Annotated in this window: 17 protein-coding genes; 13 read left to right on the plus strand and 4 right to left on the minus strand. The window is 63.7% G+C overall.

The window, feature by feature from the left end; all coding sequences use genetic code 11:
• The first annotated feature begins 7 nt into the window (after positions 1-7).
• Both AC07X9_RS05715 and AC07X9_RS05720 read left to right on the plus strand, forming a co-directional pair.
• The gene (locus AC07X9_RS05715; protein ID WP_017184417.1) at positions 8-1,885 is read left to right on the plus strand and encodes a M2 family metallopeptidase; all 1,878 of its coding nucleotides are present in this window, start codon (positions 8-10) and stop codon (positions 1,883-1,885) included.
• 31 nt (positions 1,886-1,916) lie between these two features.
• A complete protein-coding gene (locus tag AC07X9_RS05720; RefSeq protein ID WP_017184416.1) occupies positions 1,917-3,068 on the plus strand; it encodes a GGDEF domain-containing protein in 1,152 nt (383 codons plus the stop codon).
• Positions 3,069-3,076: 8 nt separating this feature from the next.
• Here AC07X9_RS05720 and AC07X9_RS05725 read toward each other — a convergent pair whose 3' ends face one another.
• Both AC07X9_RS05725 and AC07X9_RS05730 read right to left on the minus strand, forming a co-directional pair.
• Positions 3,077-4,531 carry an AMP nucleosidase gene (locus AC07X9_RS05725; protein ID WP_017184415.1) on the minus strand — a complete coding sequence of 485 codons (1,455 nt, stop codon included), beginning with the start codon at positions 4,529-4,531 and terminating at the stop codon, positions 3,077-3,079.
• A gap of 73 nt (positions 4,532-4,604) precedes the next feature.
• Entirely contained in the window at positions 4,605-5,087 is a 483-nt protein-coding gene (locus AC07X9_RS05730; protein ID WP_026002626.1) for a peroxiredoxin, read from the minus strand.
• Between the two features lie 99 nt (positions 5,088-5,186).
• Between AC07X9_RS05730 and AC07X9_RS05735 the strand changes: the two genes are divergently transcribed.
• From AC07X9_RS05735 to trxA, 9 genes are all read left to right on the plus strand, one after another.
• Entirely contained in the window at positions 5,187-5,768 is a 582-nt protein-coding gene (locus AC07X9_RS05735) for a YqgE/AlgH family protein (protein WP_017184413.1), read from the plus strand.
• Between the two features lie 155 nt (positions 5,769-5,923).
• On the plus strand, positions 5,924-7,342 hold the full coding sequence (gene ahcY / locus AC07X9_RS05740) for an adenosylhomocysteinase (protein ID WP_017184412.1): 1,419 nt from the start codon (positions 5,924-5,926) through the stop codon (positions 7,340-7,342).
• Positions 7,343-7,608: 266 nt separating this feature from the next.
• Positions 7,609-9,954 carry a PAS domain-containing sensor histidine kinase gene (locus AC07X9_RS05745; RefSeq protein WP_017184411.1) on the plus strand — a complete coding sequence of 782 codons (2,346 nt, stop codon included), beginning with the start codon at positions 7,609-7,611 and terminating at the stop codon, positions 9,952-9,954.
• Positions 9,947-10,405, plus strand: coding sequence for a tRNA (adenosine(37)-N6)-threonylcarbamoyltransferase complex ATPase subunit type 1 TsaE (gene tsaE / locus AC07X9_RS05750; protein ID WP_017184410.1), 459 nt, complete (start codon positions 9,947-9,949; stop codon positions 10,403-10,405). Before AC07X9_RS05745 ends, tsaE begins: the two co-directional genes overlap by 8 nt.
• Positions 10,402-11,388: an aminoglycoside phosphotransferase family protein gene (locus tag AC07X9_RS05755; RefSeq protein ID WP_017184409.1), complete on the plus strand. Its 987-nt coding sequence runs from the start codon at positions 10,402-10,404 to the stop codon at positions 11,386-11,388. Before tsaE ends, AC07X9_RS05755 begins: the two co-directional genes overlap by 4 nt.
• Entirely contained in the window at positions 11,385-12,095 is a 711-nt protein-coding gene (locus AC07X9_RS05760) for a nucleotidyltransferase family protein (protein WP_017184408.1), read from the plus strand. The genes AC07X9_RS05755 and AC07X9_RS05760 overlap by 4 nt, the downstream gene beginning before the upstream one ends.
• Positions 12,088-15,057: a double-strand break repair protein AddB gene (gene addB / locus AC07X9_RS05765; RefSeq protein WP_017184407.1), complete on the plus strand. Its 2,970-nt coding sequence runs from the start codon at positions 12,088-12,090 to the stop codon at positions 15,055-15,057. The genes AC07X9_RS05760 and addB overlap by 8 nt, the downstream gene beginning before the upstream one ends.
• Positions 15,038-18,439 carry a double-strand break repair helicase AddA gene (gene addA / locus AC07X9_RS05770; protein WP_017184406.1) on the plus strand — a complete coding sequence of 1,134 codons (3,402 nt, stop codon included), beginning with the start codon at positions 15,038-15,040 and terminating at the stop codon, positions 18,437-18,439. The genes addB and addA overlap by 20 nt, the downstream gene beginning before the upstream one ends.
• A 60-nt stretch (positions 18,440-18,499) precedes the next feature.
• Entirely contained in the window at positions 18,500-18,820 is a 321-nt protein-coding gene (trxA, locus tag AC07X9_RS05775) for a thioredoxin TrxA (protein ID WP_017184405.1), read from the plus strand.
• 42 nt (positions 18,821-18,862) lie between these two features.
• Here the strand turns inward: trxA and AC07X9_RS05780 are convergent, their stop codons facing one another.
• Both AC07X9_RS05780 and argJ read right to left on the minus strand, forming a co-directional pair.
• Entirely contained in the window at positions 18,863-19,663 is an 801-nt protein-coding gene (locus AC07X9_RS05780; protein WP_167383154.1) for an inositol monophosphatase family protein, read from the minus strand.
• Positions 19,660-20,886: a bifunctional glutamate N-acetyltransferase/amino-acid acetyltransferase ArgJ gene (gene argJ / locus AC07X9_RS05785; protein WP_086485644.1), complete on the minus strand. Its 1,227-nt coding sequence runs from the start codon at positions 20,884-20,886 to the stop codon at positions 19,660-19,662. The genes AC07X9_RS05780 and argJ overlap by 4 nt, the downstream gene beginning before the upstream one ends.
• Positions 20,887-21,046: 160 nt before the next feature.
• Here argJ and AC07X9_RS05790 point away from each other — a divergent pair, with 160 nt between their 5' ends.
• Together AC07X9_RS05790 and secA are read left to right on the plus strand one after the other, a co-directional pair.
• Complete coding sequence (locus AC07X9_RS05790; protein ID WP_140159570.1) at positions 21,047-21,718, plus strand: hypothetical protein; 672 nt, start codon at positions 21,047-21,049, stop codon at positions 21,716-21,718.
• 142 nt (positions 21,719-21,860) lie between these two features.
• Entirely contained in the window at positions 21,861-24,587 is a 2,727-nt protein-coding gene (gene secA / locus AC07X9_RS05795; RefSeq protein WP_017184402.1) for a preprotein translocase subunit SecA, read from the plus strand.
• The last annotated feature ends 77 nt before the right edge of the window (positions 24,588-24,664 follow it).

Raw genomic sequence — 24,664 nt, forward strand, 5'->3', positions numbered from 1 at the left:
AACTCCCGTGAAAATCGCCATCTCGCTTGCCGCGCTTGCGGCCGCGCTTACTGTATCGCCCGTCCTTGCCCAGCAGACGCCCGCACCGACGGCTGCCGAGGCCGAAGCTTTCCTTGCGAAGGCGGAAAAGGCGATGTTCGAACATTCGCTGATCTCCAACCGTGCCGACTGGGTCAATTCCACCTATCTGAATGACGACAGCGACGCCGTGGCCGCCTATTTCGGCGCCATCCGCACGTCCATGAATGTCGATTATGCACTTGAGGCCGCGAAATATGCCACCGCGGCTGGCCTGTCGGCCGAAACGAAGCGCCGCCTGGACCTGCTGCGCACCGCGCTGACCCTGCCTGCGCCGACCACGCCGGGCGCGGCGCAGCAACTCAATGATCTCGCGACACGGCTCCAGTCCACCTATGGCAAGGGGAAGGGAACGCTCAAGGGCCAGCCGATCAATGGCAGCGACATTGAGGAGCAGATGGGGAACAACCGCAACCCCGAAGAACTGAAAGAGATGTGGGTCAGTTGGCACGACAATGTTGGCGCGCCGATGCGGGACGATTACGCCAAGCTGGTCGATATCGCCAATGCGGGCGCCAGGGAGTTGGGCTTTGCCGATACCGGGGCGATGTGGCGGTCCAAATATGACATGCCAGCCGATGATTTTGCCAAGCTGACCGACAAGATCTGGGCGGAGGTGAAGCCGCTCTATGACCAGTTGCATTGCTATACCCGCGCCAAGCTCAACGAGAAATATGGCGATGCGGTGCAGCCGGCGACGGGACCGATCCGCGCCGACCTGCTGGGCAATATGTGGGCGCAATCCTGGGGCAATATCTATGATGTCGTCGCGCCCAAGGGCGCAGGCGACCTGGGCTATGACGTCGGGGCGTTGCTGAAGGCCAAGGGTTATGTCGAAACCCGACCCGCTCAGGTCGACACCCCCGACACGCCGGAAAAGCAGCAGCGCGGCTATTGGGAAAAGCAGATGTTCAAAATCGGCGAGGGCTTTTATTCCTCGCTGGGCTTTGCGCCGCTGCCGGAGACGTTCTGGGAACGCACCCAGTTCATCAAGCCGCTGGACCGCGAAGTCGTCTGCCATGCATCTGCATGGGATATCGACAACAAGGACGACATACGCGTCAAGATGTGCACGAAGGTCAACAGCGACGACTTCGTGACCATCCATCATGAGCTGGGCCATAATTATTACCAGCGTGCCTATCAGAATCAGAAGCCGCTTTATCTGGATGGGGCGAATGATGGCTTCCATGAAGCGATCGGCGATTTCGTCGCTTTGTCGATCACGCCCGACTATCTGGTGAAGATCGGCCTGCTGGACGCAGGCAAAGTGCCCGGACCGGACAAGGATATTGGCCTGTTGCTGCGTCAGGCGATGGACAAGGTTGCGTTTCTGCCCTTTGGCCTGCTGGTCGACAAATGGCGCTGGGGCGTATTCAGCGGCGCGATACCGCAGAGCCAGTATGAAAAGGGCTGGACCGACCTGCGCCGCCAATATCAGGGTATCGTCCCGCCGGTGACCCGCGATGAAACCAAGTTCGACGCGGGGGCGAAATTCCATATTCCGGGGAATACCCCCTACACCCGCTATTTCCTGGCAGGGATTTTGCAGCAGCAATTTTACGAAGCGGCGTGCAAACAGGCGGGCTGGAAGGGGCCACTCCATCGCTGTTCCTTCTACGGAAACAAGGCTGTTGGCGCCAAGCTGAACGCGATGCTGGAAATGGGCGCGTCCAAGCCATGGCCCGATGCATTGCAGGCTTTCACTGGAACGCGCGAGATTTCGGGCAGGGCGATGACCGCTTATTTCGCACCGTTGCAAAAATGGCTCGTCCAGCAGAACAAAGGCAAGTCTTGCGGCTGGTAATCGCCAAGTAAAGCCAGTAAAGGCCAGGCCCGTGGACCCGGCGATCATCATCATTGCTTTGCTCTTCTTCACCAGCGTCGTCATGGCGCTGGCGATGGGGGTGGCGTGGTTACATTTTGGACGCCAGGTCCATGCGTTAAGCTGGACGCTCTCCTATAGCGCCGCAACGGTCCAGTGGATCGCCAACGCGGCGGGCATTTTGTTGAAAAGTGCCCCGCTGATGGCGCTGGCGGCATGCTGCATCGTCGTCAGCGGTACGCTGGTGGTGGCGGGCGTGCGCCAGCGGTCGGGACAGCCCGTACCCTGGCGATTGATGCTGGGCGCGGGATCAATCGTGGCGGTCGGCGGCATCTATGCGGCGATGATCCATGATCGCGCGCTTCAGGGCATGATCGTGCCGGGCTATGTCGGCATATTGATGCTGTGTTCGGCTGCCTCTCTCTGGCCCCGTGACCGGCGGTTCAATGCACCGGAAATCGCCTTTTTCACCATGTTCCTGCTGTTCGCGCTGTTTCAGACGGCCCTGGCCGTCAGCGCCGCCGCCAATCTCGGCCAGGCGCCGGGCGCGGGCTTGGTCACCTATCGCGCGATATTGGGCCTTGGCCTGCCGTCAATCTATGTCGGCACGGGCGTGGCCGCCGTCATGGTGGTCGCGGGCGATCTGGCGCACCAGTTGCGGCGGCAGATGCGGCATGATCCGTTAACGGACGTGCTCAACCGGCGCGGGTTGGATGAGGCCGCCGTGCGCGCCATCGCCAATGCCCGGCGTTATGGCCGCCCGCTGGCGCTGGTCGTGTGTGATCTTGACGGGTTCAAGGCTTTGAATGACGGGCATGGCCATATCGCCGGGGACGCTGCCCTGCGCGGCTTTGCCCAGTTGCTGGGCAGCGCCGTCCGCCGCGGCGATATCGTCGCGCGGATGGGCGGCGATGAATTCGGGCTGCTGCTGGTCGAGACGGACGCCGCCGCCGCCGCCGACGTCATGGAGCGGGTGCGCGCGGAGATTGGTTGCCTGATCCTGCCCAACGCCCCGCACGCCCGGTTGCGCGCCAGCTTTGGCGTTGCGCAATTGCAGGCGGGCGACCAGCAACTGGACGACATGGTCGCCCGTGCTGACGCTGCCCTTTACGACGCCAAGCGTGACGGCAAGGACCGCGTCGCCATCTGGCGCGCGGCTGCCTGATCAACACCTTATCTGAATGGCGGCTCGTTGAACGCGCGCAGCTTGCGGCTGTGCAGCTTTGCGCCGCCTTCTCGCAGCAGTTCGCAGGTCATTAGCCCCACGCGCAAATGGCTGGCAATCGCTTCCTCATAGAAGCGGTTGGCCTGGCCCGGCAGTTTGAGTTCGCCGTGGATCGGCTTGTCGGAAACGCATAGCAACGTGCCATAGGGTACCCTGAAGCGGTAGCCCTGTGCCGCGATGGTGGCGGATTCCATGTCGATGCCGACCGCGCGCGACAGGCTGAAGCGCAGGGCGGAACTGGAATAGCGCAGTTCCCAGTTGCGATCATCGGTCGTGACGACCGTGCCGGTGCGCAGGCGGCGCTTGAAATCTTCCGGGTCACGCCCCCCAAGCACGGCTTCTGCCGCCTGGGCCATCGCCACCTGCACCTCCGCAATGGCCGGGATCGGAATTTCCGGCGGCAGCATGGCGTCAAGCACCTTGTCATCGCGCAGATAGGCGTGGGCCAGCACATAGTCGCCGATCCGCTGGCTGGGGCGCAGCCCGCCGCAATGGCCGATCATCAGCCAGGCTTCCGGGCGCAGCACCGCCAGATGATCGCAGATCGTCTTGGCATTGGACGGACCGACACCGATATTGACAAGCGTGATGCCGCTGCCGTCTGGCGCGATCAGGTGATAGGCCGGCATCTGATGCTTGCGCCAGGCGCTGTCGGCGATCATCTGCGCCGGATCGGCGGTTTCGGGGGTGACATAGACGCCACCAGCCCCCGACAAAGCGGTAAAGCGGTTGCCGTCCCGCTGCAATTCCGCGCAGGCCCAGCTGACGAACTCATCGACATAGCGATGATAGTTGGTGAACAGAATGTAGCGCTGCATGTGTTCGGCAGGCGTGCCGGTATAATGTTTCAGACGCGCCAGCGAAAAGTCGGTGCGCAGACCGTCGAACAGCGCCAGCGGCCGATCACCGTCCGCATCCGGCATGAACAGGCCATCGGCAATCTCGTCGCCAATCTCGGCCAGTTCGGTCGTGGGGAAATAGCGCGCCAGTTCGGTCGGGGGCGTACCGTCGAGCGCCCCCATGTCCAGCCCGTCCAGAACATAGGGAAAGGGGATTTGCTGGTGGCTGAGGCCGGTTTCGACCTCCACCCCATAGTCGCGGACGAGCAAGTCGATCTGTTCGGCCAGATAATCGGCGAACATCGCGGGACGGGTAATGGTGGTGACATAGCGGCCCGGTTTGGACAGGCGGGCGAAGGACCGGCCGGGCGGCGGTGCGTCGCTGTCACCATGATAGGTGATGCGCAATTCGGGATAGCAGAAACGCTGGTCGTGCCGCGCTTGCGGCGGAGGGACGCTGCCGTCGCGACCGTAAGCGCGCATGGCGTCGCGCAATGTTTCGATGGATGTCTGATAGAGACGGTCAAGTTGCGCGACCGTTGCGCTGCCGATGCTTTGTGTCATCGCCCCTTGCTAACGCAGTTGCATGACGGAAGGAAGTCGGCGCGCGATCGAAAATGCACGCCGACTTCTGGAATTAGAGCTGACCCAGCATATGGTCGGCCGATGACAGTTTGAAATCGCCGGGGGCTTCGACATTGAGTTCGGCCACGACGCCGTCCTTCACGATCATGGAGAAGCGCTGGCCCCGCTGGCCAAGGCCGAATTTGCTGCCATCCATGGTCAGGCCAACGGCCTTGGCGAAATCGCCATTGCCATCGGCGAGCATCGTCACCTTGCCATCGGCACCGGCAGACTTGCCCCAAGCGCCCATCACGAAAGCGTCGTTGACGGCGGTGCAGGCGATTTCATCGACGCCCTTTTCCTTCAGCGCACCGGCCTTGTCGATGAAGCCGGGCAGATGCTTGGCAGAGCAGGTGGGCGTAAATGCGCCGGGAACGGAAAAGACCGCGACCGTGCGGCCCGCGAAATATTCGTCCGACGTCACGGGCTCCGGACCATCCTCGGTCATTTTCGTGAATGTCGTGCTGGGAAGGCGGTCGCCCTTGGCAATGGTCATGGTCATTCTCCTGAAACTGACGAGGGCGCAGGTCGTTGCTGCCGGGCGGACTGTCAAGGGCGGGGACGGAATATGCCGCGAGATCCTTGGCATCATCCCATGTTGGTCTATATTCCGGTGATGGACCAGACCAGTTTCTTTGGCGGGCATTTCCTGCTCGCATTGCCCGGCATGGCTGATGCGCGGTTCGATCATAGCGTGGTCGCGCTGTGCGTTCATGACGCCGAAGGGGCAATGGGCATAGCGGTCGGGGAGGAAATGGAAGGCGTCAGCCTGCATGGCCTGCTCGACAGTTTCGACATTGACGGCAGCGCGATCCCCGACAGACCCGTCCTGCGCGGCGGTCCGGTCGAACCGCGGCGCGGCTTTGTCCTCCATTCGCTCGACTGGTCGGGGCAGGACATGGTGCAGGTCGGCACGCAATGGGGCTTGTCCGGATCACTCGACATATTGAAGGCGATTGCGCAGGGGCGCGGACCCAGCCGCTATCTCGTCGCGCTTGGCTATGCCGGGTGGGGCGCCGGGCAATTGGAACGCGAGATGACGAGCGACAGCTGGTTTCTGGCACCGGGCAATGCCGACCTGTTGTTCGACGTGCCCACCCATCGCAAATGGGCCGCTTCCTATGCGGCGGCCGGTGTCGATTCGTCGCATCTGGTGCGCGGTGCCGGTTCGGCCTGACGCAGGTTTCGGTCGACCGGCAGGGTCATCACATAAAGAAATCTTTATATCGAGTTGCCACGGGCGGCGGCGGTTGGTAAAGCGCTTGCCATCGCCGCCGCCCGGACCTTTTTCCAGCGGTACAGGCATCATTTCAAGTTTACGGAGACACGATCGTGGCCACCGCTTCCGCCACCCAGGCGCAGGATTATGTGATCGCCGATATCGCCCTGGCCGATTTTGGCCGCAAGGAAATGGATATCGCCGAAACCGAAATGCCGGGCCTGATGGCCCTGCGCGCGGAATTCGGCCCGTCGCAGCCGTTGAAGGGCGCGCGCATCACCGGATCGCTGCACATGACGATCCAGACCGCCGTGCTGATCGAAACGCTGACCGCGCTGGGCGCTCAGGTTCGCTGGGCGACCTGCAACATCTATTCCACGCAGGACCATGCCGCCGCCGCGATCGCCGCGTCGGGCGTGCCCGTATTTGCCATCAAGGGCGAAACGCTGCAGGAATATTGGGACTATGTCGAACGCATTTTCGACTGGCACACCGATCCGTCGGGCGTTGCCAACATGATCCTGGACGATGGCGGCGACGCCACCATGTTCGCCCTGTGGGGCGCGCGGGTCGAAGCGGGCGAGGAATTGTTCACCCCGTCGAACGAGGAAGAGGAAATCTTCTGCGCTGTGCTGAAGCGCGTGCTGAAGGAACGCCCCGGTTTCCTGACCAAAACCGTTCAGTCGATCAAGGGCGTGTCGGAAGAAACCACCACTGGCGTCCATCGCCTCTATGAACTGGCCAAGAAGGGCAAGCTGCCTTTCCCCGCGATCAACGTGAACGACAGCGTCACCAAGTCGAAGTTCGACAATCTTTACGGCTGCAAGGAATCGCTGGTCGACGCGATCCGTCGCGGCACCGACGTCATGCTGGCCGGCAAGGTCGCCTGCGTCGCCGGCTTCGGCGATGTCGGCAAGGGTTCGGCTGCCTCGCTCCGCAATGGTGGCGCGCGCGTGCTCGTGACCGAAGTCGATCCGATCTGCGCGCTGCAGGCGGCGATGGAAGGCTATGAAGTCGTGACGATGGAAGAGGCCGCCCCGCGCGCCGACATTTTCGTCACCGCGACCGGCAATGAAGGCGTGCTGACCGTCGATCACATGCGCGCGATGAAGAATATGGCGATCGTGTCCAACATCGGCCATTTCGACAGCGAGATCGAGATTGCGGGCCTGAACAACATGAAATGGACCGAGATCAAGCCGCAGGTGGACGAAGTCGAGTTCCCCGACGGCAAGAAGATCATCGTCCTGTCGAAGGGGCGCCTGGTCAATCTAGGCAATGCCACCGGCCACCCCAGCTTCGTGATGTCGGCCAGCTTCACCAACCAGACGCTGGCGCAGATCGAACTGTGGACCAAGAGCGATCAGTATCGCAACGAAGTCTATGTCCTGCCCAAGCATCTGGACGAAAAGGTCGCCGAACTGCATCTGGAAAAGCTGGGCGTGAAGCTCACCAAGCTGAGCCAGCGTCAGGCCGATTATATCGGCGTGCCGGTCGAAGGGCCGTTCAAGCCCGACCACTACCGCTACTGATCAGTGACCATCCTCCCCTTTAGGGGGAGGTGTCGGGCCGCAGGCCAGACGGAGGGGTGTCCTGCTTTAGATAGGGCGACACCCCTCCATCAGCACGTCGTGCTGCCACCTCCCCTGCAAGGGGGAGGATTTGTTTTGGTCTGCTTTTACGCGCTGGCCTCAATTCTTTGCATCGCCTTCTTCCCGCTGCGCCCGACTTGCGTTAGTCCGGGCATGATTATGAACAGCGACAGGCAGTTTCGGCGGAAATGGGAGCAGAGGGCGCAATGACGCTGACCCCCATGGCCGCCATCATATTGGGCATCGTGCTGGCCCTGTGGCTGGGCGCCGCCGTGTGGGCGCTGGCCAGCGGACAGCGGATGCGCCGCGAGGGGATGCAGGCGCAGGGCAAGCTCGATCGCCTTGCCATGCTGCTCGCTTCCGCACCGGCCGCCCCGGTGGTCATTCATCCCGATGGCAAGCTGGAAGCGGCTGATCGTCTCGCCAAATGGCTGGGCAAGCCCCGTGTCCCGACCTTTGCATCTGAACTGATCGCTGCCGACGGGGGATTGGAACCCGACGATGCCGCAGCGCTGGCGCGCGAAATCGCGTCTGCGCAAAAGGCGGGCAAGAGCTTTGCCCTGCCGGTGCGCGGTGTCGGGTCGTCACGCCTGCTTCTGGTCCGCGGCGCGCCTGCATCGCCCAGCCTGGCGTCAAACGGTGGCGTCGTGCTGTGGATATTCGACGCGACCGACAGCCAGTCCGAAATCCAGGCGCTCAAAGGCCAGGTCGACCAGTTGCGCGATGCGCTGGAAGCGCTGGCGGGACTGGTCGAGGCTGCACCCTTCCCGATGTGGCACCGCACCCCGGACCTGCGCCTGAGCCTGGTCAACAGCGCCTATGTCCGCGCGGTCGATGGTGCCGATGCCCGCGAAGTGATCGGCAGCGGCGTCGAACTGGTCGAGGCGGTGGGCGGCCTGACGCCGCAGGCCGCCGCCGCCGACGCATTGGCGCGCGGTGAGCCAATCGAACGCATGGTCCCCGCGACGATCGACGGCGAGCGGCGCACCATGCGCGTGGTTGACGTGCCGCTGGGCGAGGCGGGCGTCGCGGGCTATGCCGTCGACCAGCATCAACTGGAACAGGCACGGGTCGAACATCGCCGCCTGGAAGCAGCGCAGCGCGACTTGCTCGATCGCCTGTCCGCAGGCGTTGCCAGATTTGGCCCGGACCGGGCGCTACGCTTCTGGAACCAGCCCTTCATCAGCCTGTTCGGCCTGCATCAGGAGCAACTGGCCGATGCCCCCCTGTTCGAGCGGGTGCTGGACCAGATGCGCGACGCACGCCGCCTGCCGGAACATCGCGACTTTCCGGCATGGCGCGGCGAACGGCGCGACTGGTTCCTGTCCCCCGATCCGGTCGAGGAAAACTGGCTGCTGCAGGATGGCACCCATTTGCGTGTCTATGCCCAGCCTCTTCCCGATGGCGGCCTGCTGCTGATCTTCGAGGACCGGACCGAGCAGGTGCAGCTTTCGAGCGCGCGCGATACGCTACTGCGGGTGCGGACGGCGACGTTCGACAATCTGTTCGAATCGATCGGCGTCTTTTCGTCCGACGGTCGCCTCCAGATGTGGAACAGCCGGTTCCGCACGGTGTGGGGCGCAGATGAGGAAATGCTGGCGACCCATCCGCGCATAGATGACCTGATGCGCGCGGTGCAGGAACGGCTGGCCAAGCCGCAACAGTCCAATCTGGTGCGCGAACTTGTCCGCGCGGCGACGGTCGAACGCAAGCAGCGGATCGGCCATGTCGGCTTTGCTGACGGGCGGACCTTCGAATTTGCCGCCATCCCGTTGCCCGATGGCAATGCGCTTTTCACCATGCTGGACGTGACCGACAGCCGCCGCGTCGAACAGGTACTGCGCGACCGCAATGTGGCGCTGGAACAGGCCGATGAAGTCAAGACCGCCTTCGTTACCAATATGAGCTACGAACTGCGTACGCCGCTGACCACCATTGCCGGCTTTGCCGAGATGATGAGCGCGGGCTATGCCGGGGAACTCAGCGCATCGGCCAAGGACTATGTCGATGGCATACTGCAAAGCACGGGCCGCCTGTCCATGCTGATCGACAATGTGCTGGACCTGACGCAGGGCGAGGCGGGGACGTTGCCGATCGATCGTGCGCCCGTCGATCTGGCGGCGGTTGCCCGTGCGAGCGCCGATCGTGTCCGCGCCGACGCCAACGCCAAGGGGATAGACCTGGCCGTCACGATCGACCCCAGCCTGGGCCAGGTGGAGGGGGACGCCCGCCGGATCGGGCAGGCGATCGATCATCTGCTCGAAAATGCCATATGCTATGGCGGCAGGAGCGCCCGCGTGCTGCTGCATGGCGATGGTGGTGCTGATCGTGCCAGGATCGTCATTTCCGACAATGGACCCGGCATCCCGGCGGCGCAGCAGAAATTGCTGTTCGATCCGGCAGCCCGCGCCCGACAGGCACGTAGCGGAGGCAAGGCCGGGATCGGCTTGCCGCTCGCCCGCCAGCTGGCGCAGGCCCACGGCGGGACGCTGGAACTGGTGTCGCAGCCGGGTCAGGGGACGATGGTGGTGATCGAGTTGCCCCGTGGCTGACGTGGCGCTGTATCTGGCCGATGAAGCTGCGATGCTGGACCTTGGCCATCGCATCGCCACCCATGTGCGAATCGGCGATGTCATTGCGCTTGAAGGTGGGCTTGGGGCGGGCAAGACGACGCTGGCGCGCGGTATATTGGAAGCGTTGGGGTTGGCGGGCGAAGCGCCCAGTCCCAGCTTTGCGATCGTGCAGCCCTATGACGTGCCGGAAGTGCGATTGCCGGTCGCCCATGTCGATCTCTATCGGCTCGACACGCCGGAGGATACGGAGGAACTGGCGCTGGGCGACTATCTGATGGACAGTCTGCTGATCGTTGAATGGCCCGACCGGCTGGGTGCGCGGCTATGGCCGCATGCGCTGCGTTTGAGCATTGCGATTGAAGGGGATGGCGCTCGGCGCTTGACAGCGGACGTGCCCGACGCTTGGACGGAGCGATGGTCACAGATATGATCCCCCCGGCCGCCGCACCCGCTTTCCTTGGCCAAGCCGGATGGGGCGACGCCGCCATCGTGCCGCTGGCAGGCGATGCATCCTTCCGTCGCTATTTCCGCGTCGTCGACGGCGGACGCCGCGCGGTGCTGATGGATGCGCCACCGCCGCATGAAGATCCGCGCCCGTTCATCGCCATCGCAGAACATCTGCTGGCGGACGGCTTTGCCGCGCCACGGATATTGGCCCGCGATCTGGAAGAGGGGCTGGTGCTGATCGAGGACTTCGGCGATCTGCGGGTCAAGGAACATCTGGACGATCAGCCGGACGCGGAACTTGCGGTCTATGGCCGCGCGATCGATTTGCTGACGGACCTCCACCGTTTGCCCGCAGCGCCGGTGCCGCCCTATGACCGCGCGGTCTATCAGCGCGAAGTCGATTTGCTGACGCAATGGTATTGCCCGGCGATCGGCCTGACGGTCGATCAGGACGCCTATGTCGCGGCATGGGATGCGGTGCTGCCGATCGTCGAACAGTCCGCCAGCCCGACCGTCACGGTGCTGCGCGATTATCATGCAGAAAATATCATGCTGATCGACCGGGCGACGTCGCATGGCCTGGGCCTGCTCGATTTTCAGGACGCGCTTGCCGGGCATCCCGCCTATGATCTGGTGTCGCTGTTGCAGGATGCGCGGCGCGATGTGCCGCCGCAGGTCGAGGCAGCGATGCTGGCGCGCTACAAGGCGATCGCCGCGCCGCCGCCCGATTTCGACGCTGCCTATGCGGTGCTGGGCGCGCAGCGGAACGCCAAGATTATCGGCATCTTCACCCGCCTTTGGCAGCGCGATGGCAAGCCGCGTTATCTCAGCTTCCTGCCGCGCATGTGGGATTTGCTGGAGCGCGATCTGGCGCACCCGGCGCTGGAACCGGTGGCGCAATGGTTCGCCGCCAACATACCGGCCGATCAACGCCATGAGGCGCTGGTGGAGTTCGCCCCGGCATGATCGACACAGCGATGTTGATGGCGGCGGGGCTTGGCAAGCGGATGCGTCCACTCACCGCCACCCGGCCAAAGCCGCTGGTCAAGGTGGCGGGCAAACCGCTGATGGACCATGCGCTCGACCGGCTGGAGGCTGGCGGCATCCGCAAGGTGATCGTCAATGTCCATTATCTCGCCGACACGGTCGAGGCGCATTTGCGCACGCGCAAGGGCGGCATGGCGTTTGCCGTCTCCAATGAGCGCGCCAAATTGCTGGAAACCGGCGGCGGCCTGATCCATGCCGCGCCGCTGCTGGGCGACAAACCCTTTTTCTGCGCCAATAGCGACAATCTGTGGATCGACGGGCCACAGGAAACGCTGGGAATGATGCAGCGCATCTGGAACCCGGACAGGATGGATGCGCTGCTGCTGCTGGTACCGCTCGCGCGCGCGCACTGCCATACTGGCCAGGGCGATTTTCATATGGACGCCAGCGGTCGGCTGACGCGGCGCAAGACGGCCCATGTCGCGCCATTCGTCTTTACCGGCGTACAGATCATGTCGCCCGCGCTGCTGCGCGATCCGCCCGGTGACGTATTTTCGACCAATATTTTCTGGGACAGGGCGATCGAGGCGGGACGGCTCTATGGCGTTTCGCATCAGGGCCTCTGGTTCGACGTCGGTACGCCCAAAGCCATCCCTGTCGTGGAATCCATGATCACCCATGGGTGATCGCACGCGCCCCGCGCTATTTTCCATCCCGGCGCACCGCGCCTTTTCCGATGCGCTGGTTGCGGGCCTGTTGGCGCGCCATGGCGGCGATCCGATGGCGTTGACGCAGGGCATGATCCTGCTGCCCAGCAATCGCGCGGTCCGCGCGGTCAGCGATGCGTTCGTGCGCGCGTCGGGCGGGGGGCTGTTGCTGCCGCGTCTGGCGGCCATCGGCGACCCGGATATTGGCGAGCAGGTCGGCAGCGCACTCGATCCGTTGGGGGAGGGGGACGCGCTGCCCCCGGCGATTGCACCGATGCGCCGCCAGATGATCCTGGCGCGGATGGTGCAGCAGGTGAAGGGCGATATTGACGCGGGGCAAGCGCTGCAACTGGGGCAGGCTCTGGGCGCGGTGCTGGATCAGATGCAGGTGGAGCGGGTGCCAGTCACGGCGCTGCGCGACCTCAGCCTGTCCGACGAATTGTCGCGGCACTGGCAAACGTCGCTGCATCTGTTCGAGATCGTGATCGCCCGCTGGCCCGATGAACTGGCGCGGCTGGGCTGCATGGATCTGACCGAGCGGCGCAACCAGCTGTTCGACCGGCTGGCGGCGCGCTGGCGGGATCATCCGCCGTCGGGCTTTGTCGTGGCGGCGGGCATTGCGTCGACGGCTCCGGCGGTCGCAGGGCTGTTGCGCCGGATAGGCGAAATGCCGGGCGGCATGGTCGTGTTCGCCGGGCTGGACCAGCATATGGACGACGAAGCGTGGCAGGCGATCGGCCCCTTCGATCCCGATCCCGTCACCGGCCTGGCCCCCGCCGGGCATGAAAGCCATCCGCAATATGCGCTGAAACGGCTGCTCCACGCCATGAGCGCGACCCGTGACGATGTGGCGCAGTGGCGCTGGGGCAGCGAGCATGATGCGCGGGCGGTGCGCGGGCGCAATATCTCCAACGCAATGCTGCCGCCCCGGCTCACCAGTCGCTGGCGTGACCTGAAGACCGCAGACCGTTCGCTGGCGGGGGTCGCTGCGCTGGAAGTGGCGACACCGGGCGAGGAAGCACAGGCCATCGCCATCGCCCTGCGCGAGGCGCTGGAGACGGAGAAGCGCACCGCCGCACTGGTGACGCCCGACCGGCAACTGGCGACGCGGGTATCTGCGCATCTCAAGCGCTGGGGCATAGAGGCGGACGATTCGGCGGGCTTGCCGCTTTCACGGCTTCCGCCCGGCACTTTGCTGATCGCGATAGCGCAGGCGGTGGCGGAACGGTTCGCGCCGGTCCCGCTGCTGACATTGCTCAAACATCCATTGGTCATGCGGGGCGAAGGGCGGCTGGCATGGCTGGAGGGTGTGCGCGCGCTCGACCTGCTGTTGCGCGGGCCAAGGCCGCAGGCGGGGCTGGCAGGGATCGACCTGCTGCTGATGCCGCGCGATGATGATCGCCAGCGGACCATACGCGGACAGGTGCGCGACTGGTGGCCTGCCGCGCGCGCCTTGCTGGAACCGCTGGAACGGGCCTTTGCCGTCGCAACTGATCTTGCCACGCAATTGGCGGCGATCCGCGAGCAGGCGGGCGCGCTGACGGGGGACGCCGTCTGGACGGGGCATCAGGGGCATGCCGCCGCCGATCTGTTCGCCGAGATGGAGGGTGCCGCCGATGAAGGCCCGCGCCAGGCGGACATGCGCGCGCTGCCGATGCTGCTCGATCATGTGCTGGGCGGCGTGTCGGTGCGTCCGCCGCAGGGTGGCCACCCGCGCATTGCGATATTGGGGCTGATCGAGGCGCAACTGGTACAGCCGGACCTGATGATATTGGGCGGCCTGAACGAAGGCACATGGCCCGGCCTGCCCGCGCCTGATCCGTGGCTGGCGCCGCGTATCCGGCGGGAACTGGGCTTGCCGGGGGTGGAGACGCGCATTGGCCTGGCGGCCCATGATTTCGCCAGTGCGCTGGGTGCGCCCCATGTTCTGATCACGCGCGCGAAACGCGGGAGTGGTGGCCCGGCGGTGGCGTCGCGGCTCTGGTTACGACTGAAGGCTATGGCGGGGCCGCAATGGAAAGTGGCGGATAGCTATGCCGTGCTGGCGCGTACCCTCGATACGCCCGCTATCCATAACCCTGAAGGCCGCCCCGCACCCGCGCCGCCTGCATCGGTTCGCCCAACCGTCATCCCCGTCACCGATGTGGACCGGTTGAAGGCCGATCCTTTCGCATTCTACGCCCGGCGCATACTGCGGCTCGCACGGCTTGACCCGGTCGATGCCGATGCCGGACCGGCCTGGCGCGGAACGGCGGTGCATGACATCCTGCAGCAGTGGGCGGAAGCCGGGATACTGGACCCCGCCGATCTGGAAGCGCGCGCCCGCGCCATGTTCGACCGGCCAGAGGTCCATCCGCTGCTGCGCGCGCTGTGGCAGCCGCGCCTGATCGAGGCGATCCGCTGGATCGCGGCGGAAGTGGTGCGCGACAAGGCGGAAGGGCGCACCATCCTTGCCGTCGAAAAGGAAGGGCGCGCAGACATTGCCGAGGTGACGCTGATGGGCAAGGCGGACAGGATCGACCGCCTGCCCGACGGCACGCTAGGCATTATCGACTACAAGACCGGCAAGCCGCCCAGCGCAGCGCAGGTGAAGGCGGGCTTTGCGCTGCAATTGGGGCTGCTGGGCGTGATCGCGGAAAATGGCGGGTTTGACTGCATTACGGGGAAGAGGACCGCAGGCGGCTTTGAGTATTGGTCGCTCGCCAAGAAGGGCGATCAGTTCGGCTATCGCGAAAGTCCGGTCGATCCGATGGGCGCGCGCAACAAGATCGTCACGGACCAGTTTACCGCCAGGGTCCATCAACAGTTTGAAGAGCTGGCGCAGGCCTTCCTGCTGGGGACGGCGCCCTTCCGTGCGGAAATCAACCCCGAAGTCGCCAATTATGGCGATTATGACCAGCTGATGCGGCTGGAGGAATGGTATGGCCGCGACGATGGCTAAGGCGCTGCAACCCTTGCAGGGCAACCAGGCCCGCGCCGCCGCACCGGACGCGCATGTCTGGCTGTCCGCGTCGGCAGGGACCGGCAAGACCCATGTGCTGACCGCACGCGTGTTCCGCCTGCTGCTGCAAGGGGTGCGGCCGGAAAATATATTGTGCCTGACCTTTACCAAGGCTGGCGCGGCAGAAATGGCCGATCGCATCCATGACCGGCTCGCCGCCTGGGTGCAGATGGACGACAAGAGGCTGTTCGCCGATCTGGAGGCGCTGGGCGAGGAGTCCGGGCCGGATGCGCGCGATTTTGCGCGGCGGTTGTTCGCCGAAGTGCTGGAGTCGACCGGCGGCGGGCTGCGTATCCAGACAATCCATGGCTTTTGCCAGCAATTGCTGACCGCCTTTCCGCTGGAGGCAAACCTGACGCCCGGCTTCAGGCCGCTCGACCAGCGCGAACAGACCAATCTCGCCCGGCAGACGCTGGCCGACATGGTGGTGCGCGCGCATGAGACGCGCGACGATGCACTGTTCGCGGCGTTGCAGGCGATCAGTCTGCGGCTGGGCGAGGGTGGGGCGGAAAACTATCTTCTGCGGTGCGCGGCGAAGGGCGATGCACTGGAATATCTGCCCGATGCGATCACGCCCTGGGTCATGGCCGAACTTGGCCTGCCGGAGGGCGACATCGACCAATGGCTGGCCGACCAATGCGCGGACGCAAGCTTCGATATGCGCACGCTCGACCAGATCGTGCAGGTGAATGTGCAATGGGGCAAGAGCCGCGGGCTGGAACGGTGCGACCGGATTGCCGCGTGGCGCGCGCTTGACCCGGCAGGCCGGGCCGCCACCCTGTCCGACCTGCATCGCGCTTGGGCCAAGGCGGATGGCGAGATCATGCTGACGAAGGGGTGGGTGCCGCCGGTCGATGGCTATGCCGAAATGGCGACCCGGCTCTACGACCGCTGCGCCGAGCTGATCGCGATGAAGCTGCGCGCCGATTATGCGGCGCTGCTGGGGCAGGCGCTCCATGCCGGGCGGGCCTATGCGCGGGCCTATGCGCAGGCCAAGCAACTGGCCGGTGCTGTAGATTTCGACGACCTGATCGCCCGCGCCGCCGCGCTGCTGGAGCAGGACGGGATTGCGGAATGGATCCGGTACAAGCTGGACCAGCGGATCGACCATATATTGGTGGACGAGGCGCAGGATACCAACGCCGCCCAATGGCGCATCGTGAGGACGCTGGCGGAGGAATTTTTCGCAAGCGAGTGGCAGCCGGGCGACAAGGTGCGGACAATCTTCACCGTCGGCGATTTCAAGCAGGCCATCTTCGGCTTTCAAGGGACCAGCCCGGCCAATTTCGCTGCGGCGCAAATCCTGTTCCAGCGGGATGCCGACAATAGCGGTCACGATTTTCACAACCTGTCTCTCGACCAGAGCTTCCGTTCGACCCCGGCGGTGTTGGACGTGGTGGACCGCACCATTTCGACCCTGCGCGCCGATCGGCTGGGGCTGGAGGCGGGCGACGTCCATCATATCAGCGCCAACCGGCATCCGGGCGAAGTGCTGCTGTGGAAGCCGGTCGTCGCCAACCTGTCCGGCGAGGCCGAGGGCGAGGAGGATTGGGCCGCCGATCAGGAGCGGGTGCTGGCGCAGAAGATCGCGCAACAGATCAGGCAATGGATCGACGACGGGGTGATGCTCGAAAGCCGGGGGCGTCCAGTGCGGGCAGGGGACATCATGATCCTGGTCCGTCGCCGCAGCGAACTGGCCCGGCTGATCGTGGCGCGGCTTTATGAGGAGAAGGTGGCGGTTGCCGGGATCGACCGGCTACGGCTCAATGCGCCGCTGGCGGTGCGCGATCTGCTGGCCGCACTGCGCTTTGCGGTGCAACCCGACGACGAGCTGAACATGGCGTCGCTATTAGTTTCGCCGCTGATCGGCTGGACCCAGGACGAATTGATGCACCGGCTGATCGGGCGCAAGACCGGACTGTGGCGGCACCTGCTCCAGACGCAGGACGAAGAAACGCTCAAGCCCTTACGCGATTTGCTGGCGGTTGCGGACCTGACGACGCCCTATCGCTATCTGGAGGGGATATTGTCGGGGCCGATGGATGGCCGCCGTCGCCTGATCGAACGACTGGGAGCCGAAGCGGTCGATCCGATCGAGGAACTGCTCAACGCGGCGCTGGCGTTCGAGAGTGACGACCATCCCTCGCTCCAGCGCTTCATCGACTGGTTCGACCGGGGCGAAGTCGACATCGTGCGCGATGCGGCGGCGCAGGGCGACATGCTGCGCCTGCTGACGGTGCACGGCGCCAAGGGGTTGCAGGCGCCCGTCGTCATATTGGCGGATGCCTGCCTTGATCCCGATGCGGGCAATCGCGCGGATGCGCTGCTTTGGAACGGCCTGCCCATCCTTGCCCCGCGCAAGCCGGAGCGGCAGGGGCCGATCGGCGAGGTGGCCGAGCAGGCCGCCTCCGTCGAGCGGGAGGAGCATTGGCGGCTGCTCTATGTCGCCCTGACCCGCGCGGAGGAAAAACTGATCGTCGCCGGATCGCTGGGACCAAGGGCGAAGGGCGAAGTGAAGCCTGAAAGCTGGTTCGCGGCGGTCGAAGGCGCGATGGCTTCGCTGGGCGCGGAGTGGGAGGCGGACCCATTATGGGGCGCGAGGCGGCGCTGGCTGGGGACGGAGGATTTGCCATCGCGGAAGGCAGAGCCGGAAGCCCCGCAGGAGCAAGTCGCCGCCGACATACCCGACTGGCTGCGTCGGCCCGCGCCAGTGGAAGCGCGCCCGCCGCGTCCGCTCGCCCCGTCCGCGCCGGTCGAGGACGACGTGCCTTATCCGCCGCCCACGCCCGCGATGCGCGCGGCTGCGGAGCGAGGGCGATGGCTCCATGCCCTGTTCGAACGGTTGCCAGGTGTCGAGCCTGAACGTCGCCGGGACGCCGCCGACCGCTGGCTGCTCCAGCAGGGGGCGGACGATGCGGCGGTTCGGCAGGATATTGTCGCGCAGGCGCTACAGGTGATCGAAGCACCCGATTTTGCCGACCTGTTCAGCCCCGATGCGCTCGCCGAAGCGCCTATAGCGGCGGTGGTTGGCGAAGCGGTAATCGCCGGAACCGTGGACCGGCTATGTGTTGGCCCGGATCGCATCCAGTTGGTGGACTTCAAGACCGGACGGATCGCGCCGATCGGCGTGGACGAGGTGCCCACGGCACATGTCCGTCAGATGGCCGCCTATGCCGCCGCGCTGGCTGTCATCTTCCCCGACCGGACGATCGAAGCGGGACTGCTTTACACCAGTGCCGCGCGGCTCATCACCCTGCCGCCCGCCCTGCTGGCAACGCACAAGCCGGGCTTTGTCCCTGCGCAGGAGAATTTGCCGCTCTGACCCGTTGAGCCGGATGCGTGCACGCCCTAGATACCGCTTCAAGACAAGGAGATTATAGTCATGGCCACCAAGGCAGTTACCGACAGCAGCTTCAAGGCTGACGTGATCGATTCCGACAAGCCCGTGCTTGTCGATTTCTGGGCCGAATGGTGCGGCCCGTGCAAGATGATCGGCCCGGCTCTGGAGGAAATCTCCGACGAGCTGGGTGACAAGCTGACGATCGCCAAGGTCAATATCGACGAAAATCCCGATGCGCCGGGTCAATATGGCGTGCGCGGCATCCCGACGATGATCCTGTTCAAAAATGGCGAACCGGCGGCGACCAAGGTTGGCGCAGCGCCCAAGAGCGCGCTCAAGAGCTGGATCGAAGGCGCCCTCTGATCAGGTGGTCCGGGCGTCGTAACGGATACGACGTCCGGATGATCAGCGAAACAGCAGTTCCGCCGCCATGTCCCACAGCCTTGGCGAGGATGCACCGAGCAGACCCCGGCGCATGTCGCCCACGACATAGGCGGTACCATCGAGCCGCTGACAGCAACCGCCCGCTTCATTCAGGAACAATGTGCCCGCCGCATGGTCCCATGGCAGGGTGCGGGCGAACACCGACACATCATTCTGTCCCAGCACCAGCCGGGGATATTGTTCGGCCGCACAGCGGGGAATATCGACCAGCGCGAACCTGTCCTGCGACCGTAGGGCGATGTCGGCGCGCTCGTCCGGCGTCATGAAATAGACCGCCAGCGCTGCGATCGGCAAAGCACCGCCACTTTCACGCGCCTGCACCCGTTCATCATCGATATGACTGCCACCGCCCAGCATCGCATGGCACAGCCGTCCGCTGATCGGATCGAGAATCCAGCCGGCCAGCGTCGTCCCGGCATCCGCCAGCGCGATCATGATGCCGAAGGGCGGCTTGCCGGCAGCGAAATTGCCGGTGCCGTCGATCGGGTCGATGATCCAGTTGAGACCATCGCCCGCCCGGTCGAGTATCGAAGGGTCGGCAGCGCAGGCTTCCTCCCCGATAATGCCTGCTTCGGGCAGGATCGCGGCCAGCCCCTCGGCCAGCCGGATTTCGCTTTCCTTGTCCGCGATGGTGACCAGATCGTCGGCATCCGCCTTTTCACTGATCTCGCTGCTCGCCAGATTCTGGTAGCGGGGCATCACGACATTGCGGGCCACATCGCGCATCAGCGCGACGACCGGGGCGTGCAGTTCCAGCATCAACTGCGATAGTCCGCATTGATCGAAATATAGCCATGGGTGAGGTCACAGGTCCACACCGTCGCGCGGCCCTCGCCCAGCCCCAGGTCGACGCCGATGACGATGTCCTGCCCCTTCAGATGCGCGGCAACCGGCGCTTCGTCATAGCCCTTCACCGCCAGGCCGCCGGTCGCCACCTGAGTCGCGCCGAAACGGATGGAGAGCAGGTCGCGATCAGCCGGTTCGCCAGCCTTGCCGATCGCCATGACGACACGGCCCCAATTGGCGTCCTCACCTGCAATCGCCGTCTTGACCAGCGGCGAGTTGGCGATCGACAGGGCAATCCTGTGCGCGCTGTCGTCGCTGGTTGCGCCCTCGACACTGATCTCGACAAATTTGGTCGCGCCTTCGCCATCGCGCACGACGAGATGGGCAAGTTGGCGGCACAGATCGGCCAGCGCGGCGGCAAAGGCATCGGCGCCTGTATCGTCCATGCTGGTGAGCGGCGCGTTGCCTGCCTTGCCGGTGGCAAAGGCCAGTACCGTATCGCTGGTCGACGTATCGCTATCGACCGTGATGCAGGAAAAGCTGCGAGTGTTGGCGGCCGAGAGCATGGATTGCAGCAGCGCCGGGTCGATCGTGGCATTGGTGAAGATATAGCCGAGCATCGTCGCCATATCCGGCGCGATCATGCCCGACCCCTTGATGATGCCGACCAGATCGACCCGCGTTCCCCCGATCATGGCGGAGACATGGGCGCCCTTGGCGAAAGTGTCGGTCGTGCCGATGCTGTTGGCGGCATCTTCCCAGCCGCAGGGGGCGGCGGCAAAGGCCGCTTCAAGACCGGCCTCTGCCTTGTCGATGGGCAAGGGCACGCCGATCACCCCGGTCGAGGAGACGAATATGTCCGAGGGCTTGCAGGAAAGGTGATTGGCGACCTTGGCCGCGATCGCCTCCACCGCCGCGCGACCGCGATGGCCAGTGAAAGCATTGGCATTGCCCGCATTGACGACGAGCGCGCGCGCCGACCCCAGCGGAATGGCGTCCCGACACCATTCGACTTCGGGGGAGGGGCATTTGCTCTGCGTCGTCACGCCAGCGACCGCCGTGCCTGCGTCGAGTTCGACATAGGTGAGGTCGCACCGCTCCCACGCCTTGTATCCGGCACGGGCGCGACGCAGCGTCACACCTGCGATCGGAGGCAGGGCCGGAAAGGCGGCGGGGGCGAGGGGGGAGGGCTTGCTCATGGCAACCCGATACGAGATACGAAGCAAATAATACAGGGCAACTTTCCATCAAAAAAACAATATAAATCAGATACTTGGTCGTTTAGCAACTTTCACTTGCCTTACCTTCCCGTTTAGCAATGATTAGGTGATACCGTGTAGCCGAGGGAGTGCAGGAGTTATGACCATTGAAATCAAGCGTGGCGATAATTCATCAATAGACCAAGCACTGTCCGCAATCGCTCCAAATATACTACAATCATCCGGGTCAGTATTCTATTCCGGTAGATCAGCTTTTTCAAAAAAGAGCGACCTGTATATTCTCGGCCTGAATCCTGGTGGAAATCCTGTTGATCAGGTTTCTGAAACTGTCGCTGCCGATATTGACCAATTTTGGACGCAGCCTGCTTCATGGTCGGCCTATGCTGATGAGTCGTGGCAAGGCGCTGCCCCAGGAACATGGGGTATGCAGCCTCGGATATTGCATATGTTGGCACGGCTCAAACTGGCGCCAAGAGAAGTCCCAGCGAGCAACCTTATATTTGTCCGAACCTCTTCCGAAGCTGCGTTACGGCAACAGAAAGCGCAATTGATCCGGGATTGTTGGCCGGTGCATCAGGCCGTAATCGACAGCCTGAACGTCACGGCTTTACTCTGTTTCGGCGGGACAGCCGGACGCGGGTTCGAGAGCGTCTCGGCGCGAGTCAACTCATCGATAGTTATCGCGAAACCAACGATCGGGGATGGGCTAGCGAATGCCATCAAGCATTGGATGGCCGAAGGGTCGTTACGGTCTCTCATCCCGGTCGAGCGGACTGGCGGAATCCGCTTGCGGACCCGACCGGGTTGGTAGCCAGAGCATTGGCGCTTTGATGGCCTGCCGGAGTGTGTCACTTGAGCGAATTGACTATCCAACGCCCACACCCTAAATCGCGGCGCATATTTGCGTGCGGGGCGTTTTCGCCCCGCACATCCCCGTAAAGTCAGGAATTTGCATGTTCGGCGCCCTCGCCAAGTCCATCTTCGGATCGTCCAACGAACGCTATGTGAAGTCGCTGGGCAAGATCGTCGACAAGATCGCCTCGTTCGAGCCATCGGTTCAGGCGCTGAACGACGCGGATCTGGCAGCGCAGACGGTGCGTTTTCGTGAACGGCTGGCCGCTGGCGAGACGCTGGACGACCTGCTGCCGGAAGCCTTTGCAACGGTACGCGAAGCTGCCGTCCGGGTGCTGGGCATGCGGCATTTCGATGTGCAGATGGTGGGCGGTATCGTCCTGCATCGCGGCGAAATCGCCGAAATGCGGACGGGTGAGGGCAAGACGCTGGTGGCGACGCTGGCCACCTATCTCAACGCGCTGGAGGGCAAGGGCGTCCATGTCGTTACCGTAAACGACTATCTGGCCAGCCGCGACTGCGAATGGATGGGGCAGGTCTATCGCTTCCTGGGGCTGACGACCGGCGTGATCGTGCCGAACATCAGCGAGGATCAGCGCCGCGCCGCCTATGCCGCCGACATTACCTATGCGACGAATAACGAGCTGGGCTTCGACTATCTGCGCGACAATATGAAATATGACCGCGCGTCGATGGTCCAGCGCCCCTTCAATTTCGCCATCGTCGACGAAGTGGACTCGATCCTGATCGACGAGGCGCGCACGCCGCTGATCATTTCCGGGCCGACCGACGACAAGTCGGAACTCTATGTCGCGGTCGATGCGATCGTGAAGCAGATCGACGAATCCGATTATGAAAAGGACGAGAAACAGCGTTCCGTCACCCTGACTGAAGAGGGGACCGAAAAGATCGAGCGGCTGCTGGAGGCGGCGGGGTTGCTGCAGGGCAGCAACCTCTATGATTTCGAGAATACGCAGGTCGTCCATCATGTGAACCAGGCGCTGCGCGCGGTCGTGATGTTCCGCCGCGACATCGATTATATCGTCAAGGACGGCAAGGTCGTCATCATCGACGAATTTACCGGTCGCATGATGGACGGACGCCGCTGGTCCGACGGGCTGCATCAGGCTGTGGAAGCCAAGGAAGGCGTCCAGATCGAGCCGGAGAACCAGACGCTGGCGTCGGTCACCTTCCAGAATTATTTCCGCATGTATCCCAAGATTTCGGGCATGACCGGCACCGCTTCCACCGAAGCGACCGAATTCTACGAAATCTACAAGATGAACGTCGTCACCATCCCCACCAACAAGCCGGTGCAGCGGATCGACGAGCAGGACAGTTTCTACAAGAATATCGAGGACAAGTTCCGCGGCATTGCCCGCACGATCAAGGAACATTCGGAAAAGGGCCAGCCAGTGCTGGTCGGGACCGTGTCGATCGAAAAGTCCGAAATGCTGTCCGAATTCCTCAACCAGGAAGGCGTGCCGCACGCGGTGCTGAACGCGCGCTTCCATGAGAGCGAAGCGCATATCGTGGCGCAGGCCGGGCGCAAGGGCGTGGTGACGATCGCCACCAACATGGCCGGGCGCGGGACCGACATCCAGCTGGGCGGCAATCTGGAACTACGGGTCGAGGATGAATTGCGCGACATGCCCGAAGGGCCGGAGCGCGACGCCGCGATCGAAGCGATCAGGGCGGAAATTGCGGCGGAGAAAGCCGAAGTGCTGGCGGCCGGCGGTCTGTTCGTGCTGGCGACCGAGCGGCATGAAAGCCGCCGTATCGACAACCAGCTGCGCGGCCGTTCGGGGCGTCAGGGCGATCCTGGCCTGTCGCGCTTCTACCTCAGCCTGGACGACGACCTGATGCGCATCTTTGGCCCGGACACAATGTTCGCCAAGATGATCCGGTCCAACCTGGAAGATGGCGAAGCGCTGCCCCCGTCCAAATGGCTGAGCAAGGCGATCGAGACCGCGCAGAAGAAGGTCGAGGCGCGCAACTACGACATTCGCAAGCAGGTCGTCGAATATGACGACGTCATGAACGACCAGCGCAAGGTGATTTACGAGCAGCGGTCCGACATCATGGATGCAGAGACGGTCGACGATGTCGTCACCGACATGCGCCATGAAACGGTCAACGACATTGTCGGCAGCAGCTGCCCGCCCGGCACCTATCCCGAACAATGGGACATCGCCAAGCTGAAGGCGCGAACGCTGGAAATTCTGGGCCTTGAGCCGGATTTCGACGCCTGGCTGGCCGAAGATGCGGTCGACCCTGAAATGATCGAGGAGCGGCTCTCCGCCCTGGCCGACGAAACCGTCGCGGACAAGGTGCGGGAGGTCGATCCTGCGGACTGGCACATGATCGAAAAGTCGATCCTGCTCCAGAGCCTCGATCATCACTGGAAAGAGCATCTCTCGACGCTTGATGCGCTGCGTCAGGTCGTGCATCTGCGCGCCTATGCGCAAAAGACGCCGATCAACGAATATAAGCAGGAAGCCTTTGCCCTGTTCGAGCGGATGCTGGAAAATATCCGGGAGGATGTGACGGGATCGATCGCGCGGGTGCAGTTCCGCATGGACGCGCCGCTGCCCGAATTCGACCTGCCCGTGCTACCTGATTTTATCACGACCCATATCGATCCTTTCTCCGGCGAAGATAACAGCGCCGATTTCGATGCAGGGACATTTGGCGGGATCACGACGACGATCCCGCGCGCGCCTGCGGTCCCGGCCGGCGAATTCGCCAATCTGGACATCAGTCGCAATGCGCCGTGCCCCTGTGGTTCGGGCCAGAAATACAAGCATTGCCACGGCGCGCTGGCCTGATTTCCAATCGGGGGGGCAGAGACCCGTTCATAGCTGCCCCCCTGTTAACCAGCCCGCTTATCGCTTCTGCAAGATTG

This window comes from Sphingobium sp. GW456-12-10-14-TSB1 (assembly GCF_059424385.1).